We start from the raw sequence: 14,557 nt of genomic DNA on the forward strand, positions 1-14,557 counted from the left end.
GACCATGACTGCTGACGACCGTATCAAACTCGAACCGAGCTGGAAGGAAGCACTGCGTGCCGAATTCGACCAGCCCTACATGGCAGAGTTGCGAAACTTCCTGCAACAGGAACGGGCGGCCGGCAAGGAAATCTATCCACCGGGCCCGATGATCTTCAATGCGCTCAATTCCACGCCATTGAACAAGGTCAAGGTCGTCATCCTCGGTCAGGATCCGTATCACGGCCCAGGGCAAGCCCATGGCTTGTGCTTCTCGGTGCAACCGGGTGTGCCGGCACCGCCGTCGCTGGTGAACATCTATAAAGAGCTCAAACGCGACCTGAACATCGACATTCCCAACCACGGTTACCTGCAAAGCTGGGCCGAGCAGGGCGTGCTGATGCTCAATACCACCATGACCGTCGAGCGCGCCAACGCCAATGCGCACAAGGACAAGGGCTGGCAGTTTTTTACCGATCGAATCATTGAAGTGGTCAGCCAGCAGCAACCGCACCTGGTGTTCATGCTGTGGGGCGCCCATGCCCAGAGCAAGCAGAAGCTGATCGATGCCACCAAGCATTTGGTGTTGACCTCGGTGCATCCGTCACCGCTGTCGGCCTATCGCGGCTTCCTCGGTTGCGGGCACTTCAGCCGGACCAACAAGTTCCTGGAGCAGAATGGCGAGACGCCAATCGAGTGGCGGTTGCCGAACCTCTGAAAAAGCTTCGCGAGCAGGCTCGCTCCCACATTGGATTTTCGGTGTTCACAAAATCCATGTGGGAGCGAGCCTGCTCGCGAAGGGGACGACTCGGTCTATCAGGTTGACTCAGGTTGCCGGTTCCAATACCTGAACAGCGGCTCCGCCAGAAACAATACAAACAACAGCCGCATCACCTGCATCGCCGTCACCAGCGGCACCGACAGTTGCAGGGTCTCTGCCGTCAGGCTCATTTCCGCAATGCCGCCGGGCATCATGCCCAGGGTCAGCGAGCGCAGATCCAGCCGGGTCAGCGCACTCAAACCCAATGCCGCTGCCGTCGCAATCAACATGGTCAATACCGTGCCGATCAAGGTCCGGCCCATAAATGACGGTGCGCGTCGGAAAAACTGCCGGTTGAAGTGACAGCCCAGGCCGCTGCCGATCAACCATTGACCGATCTGGCTGCCACCGTTGGGCAAGCCGATGTGCAGGTCCCAACCGATGCTGACCGCTGCACTCACCAGCAACGGCCCGAACAGCCAGGGGTTGGGTTGACGCAGGCGTTGCCAGATCCAGGCCACCAGTGCGCCTGCGGGAAACAGGATCGCCAGCCAGCGCCAATCGATGCTGCCGGCATGGGAAATCGGTGTACCGTCGCCCAGCAGGTATTTGAACGCCGCCGGCACACACAGCACCACCACCAGCACCCGCAGGCTCTGGCCCGCGGCCACCCGGCTAAGCACCGCGCCGTTGCGAGCACCGAGGTTGACCATCTCCCCGGAACCGCCCGGCATGCTGGAAAAGAACGCCGTAGCGCGATCTTCCCCGGTGCGGCGCATCAGCCAGACGCCGACCACCGCAGACAGGCTGGTGACCAACGCACCGAAGAAGATCAGACCGAAATGACTCAGCACCTGCTCCATCACCAGCGGGGTGAAGTGCAGGCCAATGCCAATGCCGACGATCCACTGGCCGCACTTGCGACCGCCAGGGATTTCGGCCAATTGCCAAGGTGTCAGGCAGCGCACCAGGATGATCGCCAGCAACGAGCCGACCATCCACGGCAGCGGCCAGCCGACCTGGCTGGCGAGGTAACCGCCCAGCAGGCCGACCAGTGGTGTACCCCACCACGCTTTGAACGGTGTTCGGTCAGACATCGGCGATAACGCGCCGTGCAACCGAACGTTTGCGCCAGATGCGCACGATCGGCACCAGCAACATGACCACGATCAACCCCCAGACACCGACGGTAATCCCGCTCGACCAGAGAATGTCCAGCGAACCGTTGGAGATCGACAGAGCGCGACGCAGGTTCTGTTCCATCAAACCGCCAAGAATGAAACCCAGCAACACCGGCGACAACGGGAAGTCGAGCTTGCGCAGGATGTAGCCGAAGATGCCGATGCCGATCATCAGGAACAGATCGAAGGTGGTCGCATGCACCGCATACACGCCGATGGCGGTGATGATCGCGATCATCGGCACCAGCGCCCAGTTCGGCACGGCGAGGATTTTGGTGAAGATGCGGATCATCGGGATATTGAGGATCACCAGCATGATGTTGGCGATGAACAACGACGCGATCAGGCCCCAGACAATGTCCGGTTGTTGTTGAAACAGCAACGGGCCCGGGGTGATGTTGTACAGCGACAGCGCGCCGATCATCACCGCCGTGGTGCCCGAACCCGGAACACCGAGGGTCAGCATCGGCACCAGCGCACCGCAGGCTTCGGCACCGATGGCGGTTTCCGGGGCCGCCAGGCCACGTTTGTCGCCCTGGCCGAACTTGCCATTCGGACCGGCGATGCGTTTTTCGGTCATGTAGGCCACGGCGCTGGCCAGCGTCGCGCCGGCACCCGGCAGCACGCCCATGATGAAGCCAAGCACACCGCAACGCATGTTCACCCAGAACACCGAAGCGGCTTCCTTGAAGTTGAACAGCATCCGCCCGGTGGCCTGGAAGGCTTCCTGGCCACGGTGGGTTTTTTCCAGCAGCAACAGGATTTCGCTGATGGAGAACAGGCCCAGCACCAGCACCACGAATTGAATGCCGTCGGTGAGGTGGATGTTGTCACCGGTGAAGCGGTATACGCCGCTGTTGGCGTCAATGCCGACGGTCGACAGGAACAACCCGATCAACGCCGCGATAAACGTCTTGAGCGGTCGATCACCCGCCATGCCGCCAAGGCAGACAATCGCAAACACCATCAGCACGAAGTATTCCGCCGGGCCAAAGGCTATTGCCCATTTCGCCAGCATCGGTGCGAACACCACCATCCCGCAGGTCGCAATGAAGGCGCCGATGAACGAACTCCACGCCGACAGCGACAACGCTACGCCAGCCAGTCCCTGACGGGCCATCGGGTAGCCGTCGAGGGTGGTCATGACGGTGGAGGCTTCGCCCGGGATGTTCAGCAGGATTGAGCTGATCCGGCCGCCGTATTCGCAACCCAGGTACACCGCGGCCAGCAGGATCAGCGCCGACTCCGGCGGCAGGCCCAGGGCGAAGGCGATCGGTATCAGCAATGCCACGCCATTGATCGGTCCCAACCCCGGCAGCAGGCCGACGACGGTACCGATCAGCGTGCCGCTGAGCGCGGTCACCAGGTTGTACGGGGTCAGTGCGACGCCAAAGCCGTGACTCAAATAACCAAGCGTATCCATATCAGTTCTCCAGAACGTCGAGCAGGCCCAGAGGCAGTGGTACGTCCATGACTTTGTCGAACAGCAAGTACAGGCCGACGCTCATCAGGCTGATGATCACTGCGCCCGGCAGCCAGCGCCCGCCGTACAGGCGAGCCATGGGAATGCCAATCAGCATGCTGCTGAGGATGAAGCCCAGCGGTTCGAACAGCCCGGCGAAGACCAGCAGCAACAGCACGCAAACACCGATCTTGTTCAAGGTTTCGCGATCCATCGGCGGATCTTCTTCGGTGTGTTTGATCGGCGAGGGGCGGTACACCATGTACACCAGCGCCAGGCCCATCAGCCCCAGCATCAACAGGGGAAAAGCCCGTGGGCCGATCGGTTCGTAGGAAAAAGGTGCCTGGTAGGGCCAGGCCATCGCCACCAGGCTGAGGCAGGCCAGCAACAGCACCGAAGCAAAAATGCGTTGTAAGAGCATGAGGAACTCCTGTGCTGCGACCCCGCCGAGCGGAGTCGCAGCCGCTAGACAGAGACGATCACTGGATCAGGCCGAACTCTTTGGCCAGCACTTTGTAGTCCGCGACCTGCTTCTTCACGTAAGTGTCCAGCTCCGGACCGGTCATGGCGAACGGGAACAGTTCACGCTGGTCGCGCAACTTGGCGAAGTCCTCGGAGGCCAGCAGTTTGTCGAAGGCAGCTTTCCACCAGGCGTAGTCTTCGTCGCTGACTTTTGGCCCCAGGTAGAAACCGCGCACCACCGGCCAGACGATGTCGTAGCCTTGCTCGCGGGCCGTCGGGATGTTTTTCATTTCCGGCTCGTCCAGACGCTTGTCGGAGAACACCGCCAGCAGGCGCATGTCGCCGCTGAGGATGTGCGGCATGGAGTCGGAGATGTCGGTGCTGCCGACCTGGATGTGGCCGCCGAGCAGGGCGGTGGCGATTTCACCGCCGCCTTCAAGGGCAACGTAGCGCAGGTCGCGAGGGTTGATCCCGGCGGCCTTGGCGATCAGCGCGGTTTGCATCCAGTCCTGGCTGCCAACGGTGCCGCCGGAACCGATCACCACTTTGCTCGGATCTTTCTTCAGCGCCTGTACCAGATCGTCGAGGGTCTTGTAGGGCGAATCGCTCTTAACCGCGATGGCGCCGTAGCTGGTGCCGACAGCCGCGAGCCAGCGCACGTTGCTTTCATCGAAGCGACCGAACTTGCCTTGTGCCAGGTTCAACAGCGAGCCGCTGGACCAGGCCACCAGGGTGCCGGCATCCGCCGGACGCTGGGCGACCACCGCGTTGTAAGCCACCGCGCCGACACCGCCGGGCATGTAGGTCACGCGCATCGGTTTGGTCAGCAGTTTTTCGTTGATCAGCGCGCTTTGCGCCAGTTTGCAGGTCAGGTCGAAACCACCGCCGGGGGAGGCCGGGGCGATGCATTCCGGGCGCTTGGGTTCGGCGAGCGCTTGGCCGGTGAACAGCAGGACGCTGGCGGCGAGGGCAATTTTACGCATTGACAGGTTCATTCAAGTCTCCTTGGGAGTTGTTGTTATGGACGTACTGAATTACCAAAGGGCAACGCTATAGCTCACCAGCAGACGCACTTCATCGGCATCGCGAGCGGAGTAGTTGGAACGGTAGGTGGCATTGCGCAGGCGCACGGCGACATCCTTGAGCGCGCCGCTTTGTACTACATATTTGATCTCGCTGTTGCGTTCCCATTCCTTGCCTTCGTCACCGTTCTTGAGCTTGATGTTGTCACCGCTCACGTAACGGCTCATGAAGCTCAGACCGGGGACGCCGAGGGTGACGAAGTCGAAGTCATAACGCGCTTGCCAGGAACGCTCTTCGGCGCCGGCAAAGTCGTTGATCTGCACGAAGTTCACCAGGTACGGGTCGCTGCCATCCACATAGGGGAACGCGCTGTCACCGGACATGTGTTGGTAGCCCGCGCTGAACTTGTGCCCGCTCAAGGCGTAACTCACCAGACCGTTGAGGGACTTGTTGTCGATCTTGCCGCCACGGGCCTCGCCCTGGTCATCACTGATGGCAAACCGCAGGTCGCTGGCAAAGGTGCCGGGGCCGAACGGCTGCGAAGCAACCAGCCCGAGAAAGTGCTGGTTGTAGACTTCATCGAGTTGCGCGAAGTGGTAGCTGCCGGTGATTTTGTCGGTGAACTTGTAGTCCACACCGCCGAAGTCGAAGTGCTCGCCGGCTACCGTTCCGGCGAAGCGGCTGTTTTTGTTGTTGAGGGCTACGTCCTCGAAGTCGGTGCTGTCGCGATCCTTGGCCTTGTCCAGGCGCCCGCCGGTGAAGGTCAGGTTTTTGATTTCCTTGGAGGTCAGCATGCCGCCTTCAAAGGTCTGCGGCAGGATGCGGCCATCGTTGGGCTTGAGGATCGGCAGTTCCGGGATCAGGCTACCGACTTTCAACTCGGTGGCGGAGATTTTTACTTTGCCGGTCAGACCGAGCTTGGAATATTCGTCAGCCGCGCGCCCGTCGCTATGGGTTGGCAGCAGCCCGGTACCGGTGCGGTCCGGGCTTGAATCGAGCTTGACCCCCATCATGCCCAGTGCATCGACACCGAACCCCACGGTGCCGTCGGTGTAGCCTGATTTCAGATTGAGCATGAACCCCTGGGCCCACTCGTCACGCTTGGATTGCTGGGCACTGGTACCGTCGCGAAAATCGCGGTTGAAGTACATGTTGCGGGTTTCGAAAGTGGCTGAGCTGTCTTCGAAGAATGCGGCTTGGCTCAACGGTGAGAAACCGGCAAGGGCGGCAGCGCTGGCAAGCGCAGTGTGGCTGAAACGGGAGAGGCGGGTAGGCGCGATAGCCTGGGTCTGCAGGGACTGCATGGATGACTTACTCCGTTTATTGTTCTTATTTGTCGAAAACGCTTCGAGGCGTTTTTCGTATCGCTGTGTGGCGGCAGCGACGGCAGTCGTAACTGTCCGTGTCAGGACTTTAACGGGCTAACCTTTCGCTAGGCTTTCAGCTGGTTTTCACGGTTTTCGGGCTTCACAGCGGCGGTTGCGGCTGTAAACTCCGCGCCAAAGAATGGCGTCGACCATCCCTGAATGAGGTAAAGATCCATGCGTGTCCTGCTCGTCGAAGACCATCTGCAGCTCGCCGAGAGCGTCGCCCAGGCGCTGAAGAGCACCGGGCTGACAGTGGATGTGCTGCATGACGGTGTGGCGGCCGACCTGGCGCTGGGCAGCGAGGAATACGCCATGGCGATCCTCGATGTCGGCCTGCCGCGCATGGATGGCTTCGAAGTTCTCGCGCGTCTGCGGGCAAGGGGCAAGAACCTGCCGGTGTTGATGCTGACCGCGCGCAGCGATGTCAAGGATCGGGTCCACGGCTTGAACCTTGGCGCCGACGACTACCTGGCCAAACCGTTCGAACTCACCGAACTCGAAGCCCGGGTCAAAGCCTTGTTGCGCCGCAGTGTGCTGGGCGGCGAACGCATTCAGCGTTGCGGTGTGCTGGCCTATGATCTGGAAACCCGGCGTTTCACCCTCGGCGAAGAGTTGCTGACCCTGACCTCCCGCGAGCAGGCCGTGCTCGAGGCCCTGATCGCCCGTCCCGGCCGCGTGATGAGCAAGGAGCAACTGGCCTCCCAGGTCTTTGGTCTCGACGAAGAGGCGAGCCCTGACGCCATCGAAATCTACGTGCATCGCTTGCGCAAGAAACTCGACGGTCACCCCGTGGCCATCGTGACCTTCCGTGGCCTCGGCTACTTGCTGGAAAGCCGCGATGCATAAGCCCAGTAGCCTGCGCTGGCGGTTGTTGTGGAACCTGGCGCTGCTGTTGGTGGTGCTGATGCTGGCCAGTGGCTTGAGCGCCTACTGGAACGGCCGCGAAGCCGCCGACACCGCCTATGACCGCACCTTGCTGGCCTCGGCGCGGACCATTGCGGCGGGCGTCTCCCAGCGTGACGGAACGCTCAGTGCCGACGTGCCTTACGTGGCGCTGGATACCTTCGCCTACGACAGTGCCGGGCGGATTTTTTATCTGGTGAATGACATTCACCAGAACCTGATTTCCGGTTACGAAAACCTCCCCGCGCCACCTCCCGGCACACCCCGCACCGATGACTACCCCGCGCTGGCGCGTTTTTACAACGCGACCTATCGAGGTCAGAACGTGCGGGTGGTCAGCCTGCTCAAGCCTGTCAGCGAACCGAACATGAACGGCATGGCGGAAATTCGTGTCGCGGAAACCGATGAGGCGCGAGTCAGTATGGCGCGCAGCCTGGCGGCGGATACCTTGCTGCGCCTGGGCATGCTAGCGGTGGGGGCGCTGCTGTTGGTGTGGTTTGCTGTCAGCGCAGCGCTGCGTCCGCTGGAGCGCTTGCGCACGGCGGTGGAAGAGCGCCAGCCAGATGATTTGCGGCCATTGCCGTTGGTGGAAGTGCAGCACGAGCTATGGCCACTGGTGCGGGCACTGAATCACTTTACCGAACGCTTGCGCGAGCAATTCGAGCGTCAGGCGCAGTTCATCGCCGATGCGGCCCACGAATTGCGTACACCTCTGGCAGCCCTCAAGGCGCGACTTGAACTGGGTTTGCGGGCGAACGAAACCGAAACCTGGCGCAGCACCCTGGAAACCGCCGCCCAGAGCACCGATCGATTGACTCACCTGGCCAATCAGTTGCTTTCCCTTGCGCGGGTCGAAAATGGCGCCCGGGCGATTGCCGAGGGCGGTGCGCAGTTGCTGGATTTGAGTCAACTGGCGCGTGAGCTGGGCATGGCCATGGCGCCGCTGGCCCATAAGCGCGGCGTGGCACTGGCCCTGGAAGCGGACGAGCCGATATGGATGCGGGGTGAGCCGACCTTGTTGAACGAACTGTTGAGCAATCTGGTGGATAACGCGCTGGCCCATACGCCACCGGGCGGCAACGTTATCCTGCGGGTCTCGGCGCCGGCAGTGCTGGAGGTCGAGGACGATGGGCCGGGCATTCCCCTGGATGAGCGTGATCGGGTATTCGAGCGCTTTTACCGTCGCAACCCGCACGTGGCCGGATCAGGCCTGGGATTGGCGATTGTCGGCGAGATTTGCCGCGCGCACCTGGCCCAGATCAGCCTGCACGATGGCGAGCAGGCGGGGTTGAAAGTACGGGTGAGTTTTATTGCCGGGGAGTGATGGTGATCGTGTCGGCCCCTTCGCGAGCAGGCTCGCTCCCACATTCGATCTATGAAGTACCACAATCCCTGTGGGAGCGAGCCTGCACGCGAAGAGGGCGACGCGGTTTCGGATCAATAGAACATCGAGCGCGTTTCTTCCAGATCGGCGCACATCGCCTTGTTATCGGGATCGATCCCGAGCTTGACGAATGCCGGCACGCTGTAAGGGTCGATGCGCGAGTGCGGGTGGTCGGTGTCCTTGTGGCAATACAGGCTGGCCACTTGTACCAGGTCGACATAATCGATCTGTTCGGACTGTCGCTTGAAGTTCAGGTACAACCGGGGCACTTGCACCAGCATGTCCGGAAACTCCCAGACCCTGAGCAGCTTGTCGCCGAGCAACGGGTGAATATGGTCGATCACATGGTTGAGGCTGACCGGGTCGGACAATAGCTCATAGTGATCTTCGGCGTAGGTCAGGATCGGCAGCACGCCAATCTGATGCACCAACCCACCCAGGGCTGCCTGATCGGGCTTGAGCTGGGTATAGCTGCGGCACAACGCATAACTGACGCCGGCGATTTCCAGGCTCTTGCGCCAGACTTCGCGCATCTTCTGTTCCACTACATCGGAGCGGGCATGGAAAATCTGTTCCATGACCAGGCCGATGGCCAGGTTGCTGCTGTAGTTGATGCCCAGGCGCGTGATCGCCGTGTGCAAGTCGGTGACTTCCTGGGTGGCACGCAGCAACGGGCTATTGACCACTTTGATCAGGCGCGCCGACAGCGCGGCGTCGCGACCGATCACTTTGCTCAGGGTGCTGATACTGATTTCCGGGTCTTCAGCGGCCTTGCGAATCTGCAGGGCCACCTCCGGCAACGTTGGCAGAACCAGGTCATCGTTATCGATGGCCTCAACCAAATCCTTCTGGACCTTTTCCGCCAGCTCACTCATTTCGTTTCTCTAGGTGTTGCAAAAAAAGTACTGCGGTCAACGCTGGATCTCGCGGTCGCGGTCCAGTGGGTAAGGCAGGTCGAGCAACTTCAGGGCAGGGCCTTCGAGCGCGCCGACGTGGATATCGCCAGCCTCCGCTGCTTCGGCTTGCAATACCGCCAGCAGTTCAATGTTCTGCTCGGCGCGGGCAGCCAGCACCACTTCACCGATCGAGCTGGTATGACTCGGGGAAAACAGCGGGGTGCCGGGTTCAGGCAAATCGCCGGCTTCCAGTTGCACGCGATACAGGCGGCGCTTGAGTTTGCCCAGGTATTGCATGCGCGCGACGATTTCCTGACCGGTGTAGCAGCCTTTTTTGAAACTCACGCCACCGACGGCTTGCAGATTGAGCATCTGCGGAATGAACAGTTCGCGGGTGCCCGGCATCACCTGGCCGATCCCGGCCCGGACCTGACCCAGCAGCCAACGGTTCAGGTCGCCTTCGGCCAGCAGGGCAGACAGCTTGCCCTTGATGGCATCGGCTTGATCGGCGGCAACCCACAGTTCGGCGCGTTCAGCAGAAACACGAACAGCGATCAAACCGTCATGGCGCACGACACTATCGGTTTCTGCCGGCAGCTCAAGGCCAAGGCTTTTGAGTGCAGCATCGCCATGGTCGATGCCGAAGCGGACCCAGGCAACGCTTTCATCGGTCAGCTTGGACTTGGAGAACACCGCGTACTTTTTCAGGTCCGCCAGTTGCGGTTCCAACAGCTCGCGGGCCATGGCCAGGAGCACGCCGTCACCTTCGAGCAGGATGCGGAAACTCGATTGCATCCGGCCCTTCTGCGTGCAGCGCGCGCCCAGGCTGGCCTGGGTGTCGCTCAGATAATTGAGGTTGCAGGTCAATTGGCCTTGCAGGAACTTGCCGGCGTCCGCACCGCGGACCGCCAGAACACCTTCATGAGACAGCGTGCAGAAAAAAGCAGAATCGGCCATGGGTCATCGCAAGGTAAAGAGTCTGGCGGACATAATAAGGGGGCGCCTCTGAAATGGGTAGTTCACAAAGGATCGTCGGTGACCGACCAAAGCCGACTGTTCGATAAGGCGCGGCGCTGTATACTTGCGGCCTATTTGAGGAGCGCTCCATGGTCGAAGATGTTGAACTGAATCGCCTCTACTGGCACAGCCGCCGCGGCATGCTTGAGCTTGACGTGTTGCTGGTGCCGTTTGTGAAAGAGGTCTATCCGCACCTCAACGACGTTGATCGCGCCTGCTACGTCAGGTTGCTCGAATGCGAGGATCAGGACATGTTCGGCTGGTTTATGGAACGCGCCGAATCGGAAGATCCGGAGCTTCAGCGCATGGTTCGCATGATCCTGGATCGTGTCCAGCCCAAGTAATGCGTTCGAGTGCCGCTGGCATGCCTCACGGCAGTTGCTGGCGGCCTATCTTCTGGCCCAGCTGTCTGTACTGGGTTCGTTATTCCTTCTCTCCATCCCGCTTTGGGCCGGCCTTTTCGGCGCCTTGTGCTGCCTATTGCATGGCGTTTGGGCGTTGCCGCGTCAGATTCTGCTGAGTCACCCGCAGGCTTTCCGCGGCTTGCGTCGCAATGCCGAGGGCTGGCAGTTATGGAATCAGGCTGCGGGATGGCAAGCGGTGCAGCTGCGGCCCGACAGCCTGGCGCTGCCATTGATCGTCGTGTTGCGTTTTCGTTTGCGCGGTGAGCGGCGAGTCAGGGCCATTTGTGTGCCCCGGGATTCGCAGGCGGCGGATTCGCACCGACGCCTGCGGGTCCGGCTCAAGTTCAGTCGGCGTAGGTGGGCGGTACCAGAATAGTGTCCAGGGCGACCGGCAACATGTCCGGATAGTCGAGCGTGTAATGCAGGCCGCGACTCTCCTTGCGCTCCATGGCTGACAGGATCATCAACTCGGCCACCTGGGCCAGGTTACGCAATTCGATCAAATCCCGGCTGACCTTGTAGTTACTGTAGAACTCGTCGATTTCGTCGAGCAACAGGCGCACTCGATGCTGGGCACGTTGCAGGCGCTTGTTGGTACGTACAATGCCGACGTAGTCCCACATGAAACGCCGCAGTTCATCCCAGTTGTGCGCAATGATCACGTCTTCATCGGAGTCGGTCACCTGGCTCGCGTCCCAGGCGGGCAGGGCGACTGGCGCCGAAACCAGCGGGAGCTGCTCCATGATGTCCGCCGCTGCGGAGCGGGCGTAGACAAAACACTCCAGCAACGAGTTGCTGGCCATGCGATTGGCGCCATGCAGCCCGGTGAAGCTGGTTTCGCCAATGGCGTACAGCCCCGGCACATCCGTGCGACCTTGCTGGTCGACCATGACGCCGCCGCAGGTGTAGTGCGCCGCCGGTACCACCGGAATCGGTTGCTTGGTGATATCGATGGAGAACTCGAGACAGCGTTCGTACATCGTCGGGAAGTGCGTCTTGATGAACTCTTCGGACTTGTGGCTGATGTCCAGATAGACGCAGTCGATGCCCAGACGCTTCATTTCATGGTCGATCGCCCGGGCGACGATGTCCCGCGGGGCCAGTTCGGCCCGTGGATCGAAGCGTTGCATGAAGCGTTCGCCATTGGGCAGTTTCAGGTGCGCACCTTCGCCGCGCAGGGCCTCGGTGATCAGGAAACTCTTGGCTTGTGGGTGATACAGGCAGGTGGGGTGAAACTGGTTGAATTCCAGGTTCGCCACCCTGCACCCCGAACGCCAGGCCATGGCGATACCGTCACCGCAGGCGCCATCGGGGTTGCTGGTGTAGAGGTAGACCTTGGCTGCGCCGCCGGAGGCCAGGATCACGAAACGGGCGCCGTAGGTTTCGACTTCACCAGTGCCGCGATTGAGTACATAGGCTCCCAGACAGCGATCACCTTTAAGGCCGAGGCGTTTTTCCGTGATCAGGTCGATAGCCACCCGTTGTTCCAGCAGCTCGATGTTCGGCCGTTGGCTGGCCTGGGTCAGCAGTGTTTTGAAAATTGCCGCGCCGGTGGCATCGGCAGCATGAATGATGCGTCGATGACTGTGGCCGCCTTCTCGGGTCAGGTGAAATTCGAACCCGCCGTCTTCTGTACTGGAGTGCTCATCACGGGTAAAGGGGACGCCCTGGTCGATCAGCCACTGAATGGCCTCTTTGCTGTGCTCGACGGTAAAGCGCACGGCGTCTTCGTGGCACAGGCCGCCGCCGGCATTGAGGGTGTCGTCGACGTGGGATTCGACAGTGTCGGAATCATCCAGTACGGCAGCGACGCCGCCCTGGGCCCAGAAGGTCGAGCCGTTGGCGAGGTCGCCTTTGCTCAGTACAGCGATGCGCAAATGACCGGGCAAGGTCAGCGCAAGGCTCAAGCCGGCAGCACCGCTGCCAATTACCAGAACATCGTGTTGAAACTGTTGGCTCATTTCAGGATTCCGCTCAAAGCGACCCGGGTCGGGGTGGCGCTGGACATCTGGACATGCAAGGTCAGGCTACCGCACAGCCCACTAGTATATAGAGGGGGGGAGCGGCACAATAGCCGAGCCCATATGGCATTGTGAAACTACTGTGACGGAAAACACCTGACGCTTCGTCGGATGATTTTTTGGCCGAATCGGCGACAAGAGGACTGTATCGTGGATTTAACGATATTTTTCCCTTCACGGTTGCACAATGTCGGTGTCGCGCAGCTATAAATATTTGGAACTTTTGCCAAAGGCCCAAGATCAATAGACGGTTGCCTGATTAAAGGGACAGTGTCGGTTTCAGCGCAGGATCAGCAGTTGGATCCTGGTCGTGAATCCGATGACAAGATTATTCGCGCAGCCGGGGTATCTCGTGCTGCGCTTTTCGTGCGTGCCGAATCAGAGCCCGCAGGAAACTTGCCTGGAGGGGGAGAACTTTTGCGAAAAGCCCGAGTCTATGTTTGCAAGTCCGGTCGTTTAGTTATGCAAGCCTCCTCCGAGCTTATCGAGGAGTGTTCATGCTAACCCAGGAAGAGGATCAGCAACTGGTCGAACGCGTTCAGCGCGGCGACAAGCGTGCTTTCGATCTGCTAGTGCTGAAATACCAGCACAAAATTCTCGGGTTGATCGTGCGTTTCGTGCACGACACCCATGAAGCCCAGGATGTGGCGCAGGAAGCCTTTATCAAGGCGTACCGGGCGCTTGGAAATTTTCGCGGAGACAGCGCGTTTTATACGTGGCTTTACCGCATCGCCATCAACACGGCGAAAAACTATCTGGTTTCACGCGGCCGTCGGCCGCCGGATAGCGATGTCAGTTCCGAGGATGCAGAGTTCTACGATGGCGATCATGGCCTCAAGGATCTCGAGTCGCCAGAACGGGCTTTGCTGCGGGATGAGATCGAAGGCACCGTCCATCGAACCATTCAGCAACTGCCGGAAGATTTGCGTACGGCTTTAACTTTACGTGAATTCGATGGTCTGAGTTACGAGGACATTGCGAGTGTCATGCAATGTCCGGTGGGCACCGTGCGCTCCCGGATCTTCCGCGCCCGGGAGGCCATCGATAAAGCCCTGCAGCCGTTGTTGCAGGAAAACTAGTGACAGCGGCGACAGCCAAGAGAGGAACGCCATGAGTCGTGAAGCCCTGCAGGAATCGCTGTCCGCAGTGATGGATAACGAAGCGGACGAATTGGAACTGCGTCGGGTACTCAGTGCCTGCGACGATGTTGAAACCCGTGAAACCTGGGCTCGTTATCAGATCGCTCGGGCAGCGATGCACAAGGATCTGCTGCTGCCACGTCTGGATATTGCAGCGGCTGTTTCTGCAGCTCTGGCTGACGAAACCGTGCCGGCAAAAGCCACCCGTGGTCCATGGCGCAGCCTGGGTCGTCTGGCCGTAGCAGCTTCGGTCACGCTTGCCGTGTTGGCAGGTGTTCGTCTGTACAACCACGACGAGATCGCTGGAGTCGAACTGGCGCAGCAATCCAGCCAACAGAATCTGGCCGCTCCTCAAATAAAGGGCCCGGCTGTACTGGCAGGCTACAATGAGAGTTCGGAAGCCACTGGCCCTATGGTCAACGGCGTACTGCAGGGTCAGCCAGGCTCGCAGGATCAACGTTTGCCAGGCTACTTGCGCCAACATGCTCAACAGGCTGCACTGAAAGGTACTGAGAGCGCTCTGCCTTACGCTCGTGCCGCGAGCCTGGAAAACCGTTAA

Annotated in this window: 15 protein-coding genes; 7 read left to right on the forward strand and 8 right to left on the reverse strand. The window is 60.3% G+C overall.

The window, feature by feature from the left end; translation table 11 throughout:
- Nucleotides 1-4 precede the first annotated feature (4 nt).
- On the forward strand, nucleotides 5-697 hold the full coding sequence (gene ung / locus LAB08_RS06340) for a uracil-DNA glycosylase (protein WP_096513011.1): 693 nt from the start codon (nucleotides 5-7) through the stop codon (nucleotides 695-697).
- Nucleotides 698-795: 98 nt separating this feature from the next.
- Here the strand turns inward: ung and LAB08_RS06345 are convergent, their stop codons facing one another.
- From LAB08_RS06345 to LAB08_RS06365, 5 genes are read right to left on the reverse strand one after another with little or no spacing between them, the layout of a single operon-like run.
- Nucleotides 796-1,836, reverse strand: a complete 1,041-nt coding sequence (locus LAB08_RS06345; protein ID WP_096513010.1) for an AbrB family transcriptional regulator — start codon at nucleotides 1,834-1,836, stop codon at nucleotides 796-798.
- The gene (locus tag LAB08_RS06350) at nucleotides 1,829-3,343 is read right to left on the reverse strand and encodes a tripartite tricarboxylate transporter permease (RefSeq protein ID WP_008059450.1); all 1,515 of its coding nucleotides are present in this window, start codon (nucleotides 3,341-3,343) and stop codon (nucleotides 1,829-1,831) included. Before LAB08_RS06350 ends, LAB08_RS06345 begins: the two co-directional genes overlap by 8 nt.
- Nucleotide 3,344: 1 nt before the next feature.
- Nucleotides 3,345-3,803 (reverse strand): tripartite tricarboxylate transporter TctB family protein, encoded by a 459-nt coding sequence (locus LAB08_RS06355; RefSeq protein WP_096513009.1) that lies wholly within the window; start codon nucleotides 3,801-3,803, stop codon nucleotides 3,345-3,347.
- 58 nt (nucleotides 3,804-3,861) lie between these two features.
- Nucleotides 3,862-4,839: a Bug family tripartite tricarboxylate transporter substrate binding protein gene (locus tag LAB08_RS06360; protein WP_096513008.1), complete on the reverse strand. Its 978-nt coding sequence runs from the start codon at nucleotides 4,837-4,839 to the stop codon at nucleotides 3,862-3,864.
- Nucleotides 4,840-4,878: 39 nt separating this feature from the next.
- Complete coding sequence (locus LAB08_RS06365) at nucleotides 4,879-6,171, reverse strand: OprD family porin (RefSeq protein WP_096513007.1); 1,293 nt, start codon at nucleotides 6,169-6,171, stop codon at nucleotides 4,879-4,881.
- A gap of 237 nt (nucleotides 6,172-6,408) precedes the next feature.
- Here LAB08_RS06365 and LAB08_RS06370 point away from each other — a divergent pair, with 237 nt between their 5' ends.
- Nucleotides 6,409-7,080, forward strand: coding sequence for a response regulator (locus LAB08_RS06370; RefSeq protein WP_096513006.1), 672 nt, complete (start codon nucleotides 6,409-6,411; stop codon nucleotides 7,078-7,080).
- Nucleotides 7,073-8,461 (forward strand): sensor histidine kinase, encoded by a 1,389-nt coding sequence (locus LAB08_RS06375; RefSeq protein WP_096513005.1) that lies wholly within the window; start codon nucleotides 7,073-7,075, stop codon nucleotides 8,459-8,461. The genes LAB08_RS06370 and LAB08_RS06375 overlap by 8 nt, the downstream gene beginning before the upstream one ends.
- Before the next feature lie 113 nt (nucleotides 8,462-8,574).
- Here the strand turns inward: LAB08_RS06375 and LAB08_RS06380 are convergent, their stop codons facing one another.
- Complete coding sequence (locus LAB08_RS06380; protein WP_096513004.1) at nucleotides 8,575-9,396, reverse strand: HDOD domain-containing protein; 822 nt, start codon at nucleotides 9,394-9,396, stop codon at nucleotides 8,575-8,577.
- A 36-nt stretch (nucleotides 9,397-9,432) separates the two neighbouring features.
- A complete protein-coding gene (gene ygfZ / locus LAB08_RS06385; protein WP_096513003.1) occupies nucleotides 9,433-10,374 on the reverse strand; it encodes a CAF17-like 4Fe-4S cluster assembly/insertion protein YgfZ in 942 nt (313 codons plus the stop codon).
- Nucleotides 10,375-10,523: 149 nt separating this feature from the next.
- Here ygfZ and LAB08_RS06390 point away from each other — a divergent pair, with 149 nt between their 5' ends.
- Complete coding sequence (locus LAB08_RS06390) at nucleotides 10,524-10,778, forward strand: FAD assembly factor SdhE (protein ID WP_020797795.1); 255 nt, start codon at nucleotides 10,524-10,526, stop codon at nucleotides 10,776-10,778.
- Entirely contained in the window at nucleotides 10,762-11,214 is a 453-nt protein-coding gene (locus LAB08_RS06395; protein ID WP_096513002.1) for a protein YgfX, read from the forward strand. The genes LAB08_RS06390 and LAB08_RS06395 overlap by 17 nt, the downstream gene beginning before the upstream one ends.
- On the opposite strand, the gene nadB is transcribed toward LAB08_RS06395, so the two are convergent.
- The gene (gene nadB / locus LAB08_RS06400) at nucleotides 11,183-12,799 is read right to left on the reverse strand and encodes an L-aspartate oxidase (RefSeq protein WP_096513001.1); all 1,617 of its coding nucleotides are present in this window, start codon (nucleotides 12,797-12,799) and stop codon (nucleotides 11,183-11,185) included. The genes LAB08_RS06395 and nadB overlap by 32 nt on opposite strands.
- A gap of 557 nt (nucleotides 12,800-13,356) precedes the next feature.
- On the opposite strand from nadB, the gene rpoE reads away from it, so the two are divergent.
- Nucleotides 13,357-13,938, forward strand: coding sequence for an RNA polymerase sigma factor RpoE/AlgU (gene rpoE / locus LAB08_RS06405; protein WP_003172477.1), 582 nt, complete (start codon nucleotides 13,357-13,359; stop codon nucleotides 13,936-13,938).
- A 31-nt stretch (nucleotides 13,939-13,969) separates the two neighbouring features.
- Nucleotides 13,970-14,557, forward strand: a complete 588-nt coding sequence (locus LAB08_RS06410) for a sigma-E factor negative regulatory protein (RefSeq protein WP_096513000.1) — start codon at nucleotides 13,970-13,972, stop codon at nucleotides 14,555-14,557.

Origin of the sequence: Pseudomonas izuensis, assembly GCF_002356535.2 — a bacterium.
Taxonomy (GTDB): Bacteria; Pseudomonadota; Gammaproteobacteria; order Pseudomonadales; family Pseudomonadaceae; genus Aquipseudomonas; species Aquipseudomonas izuensis.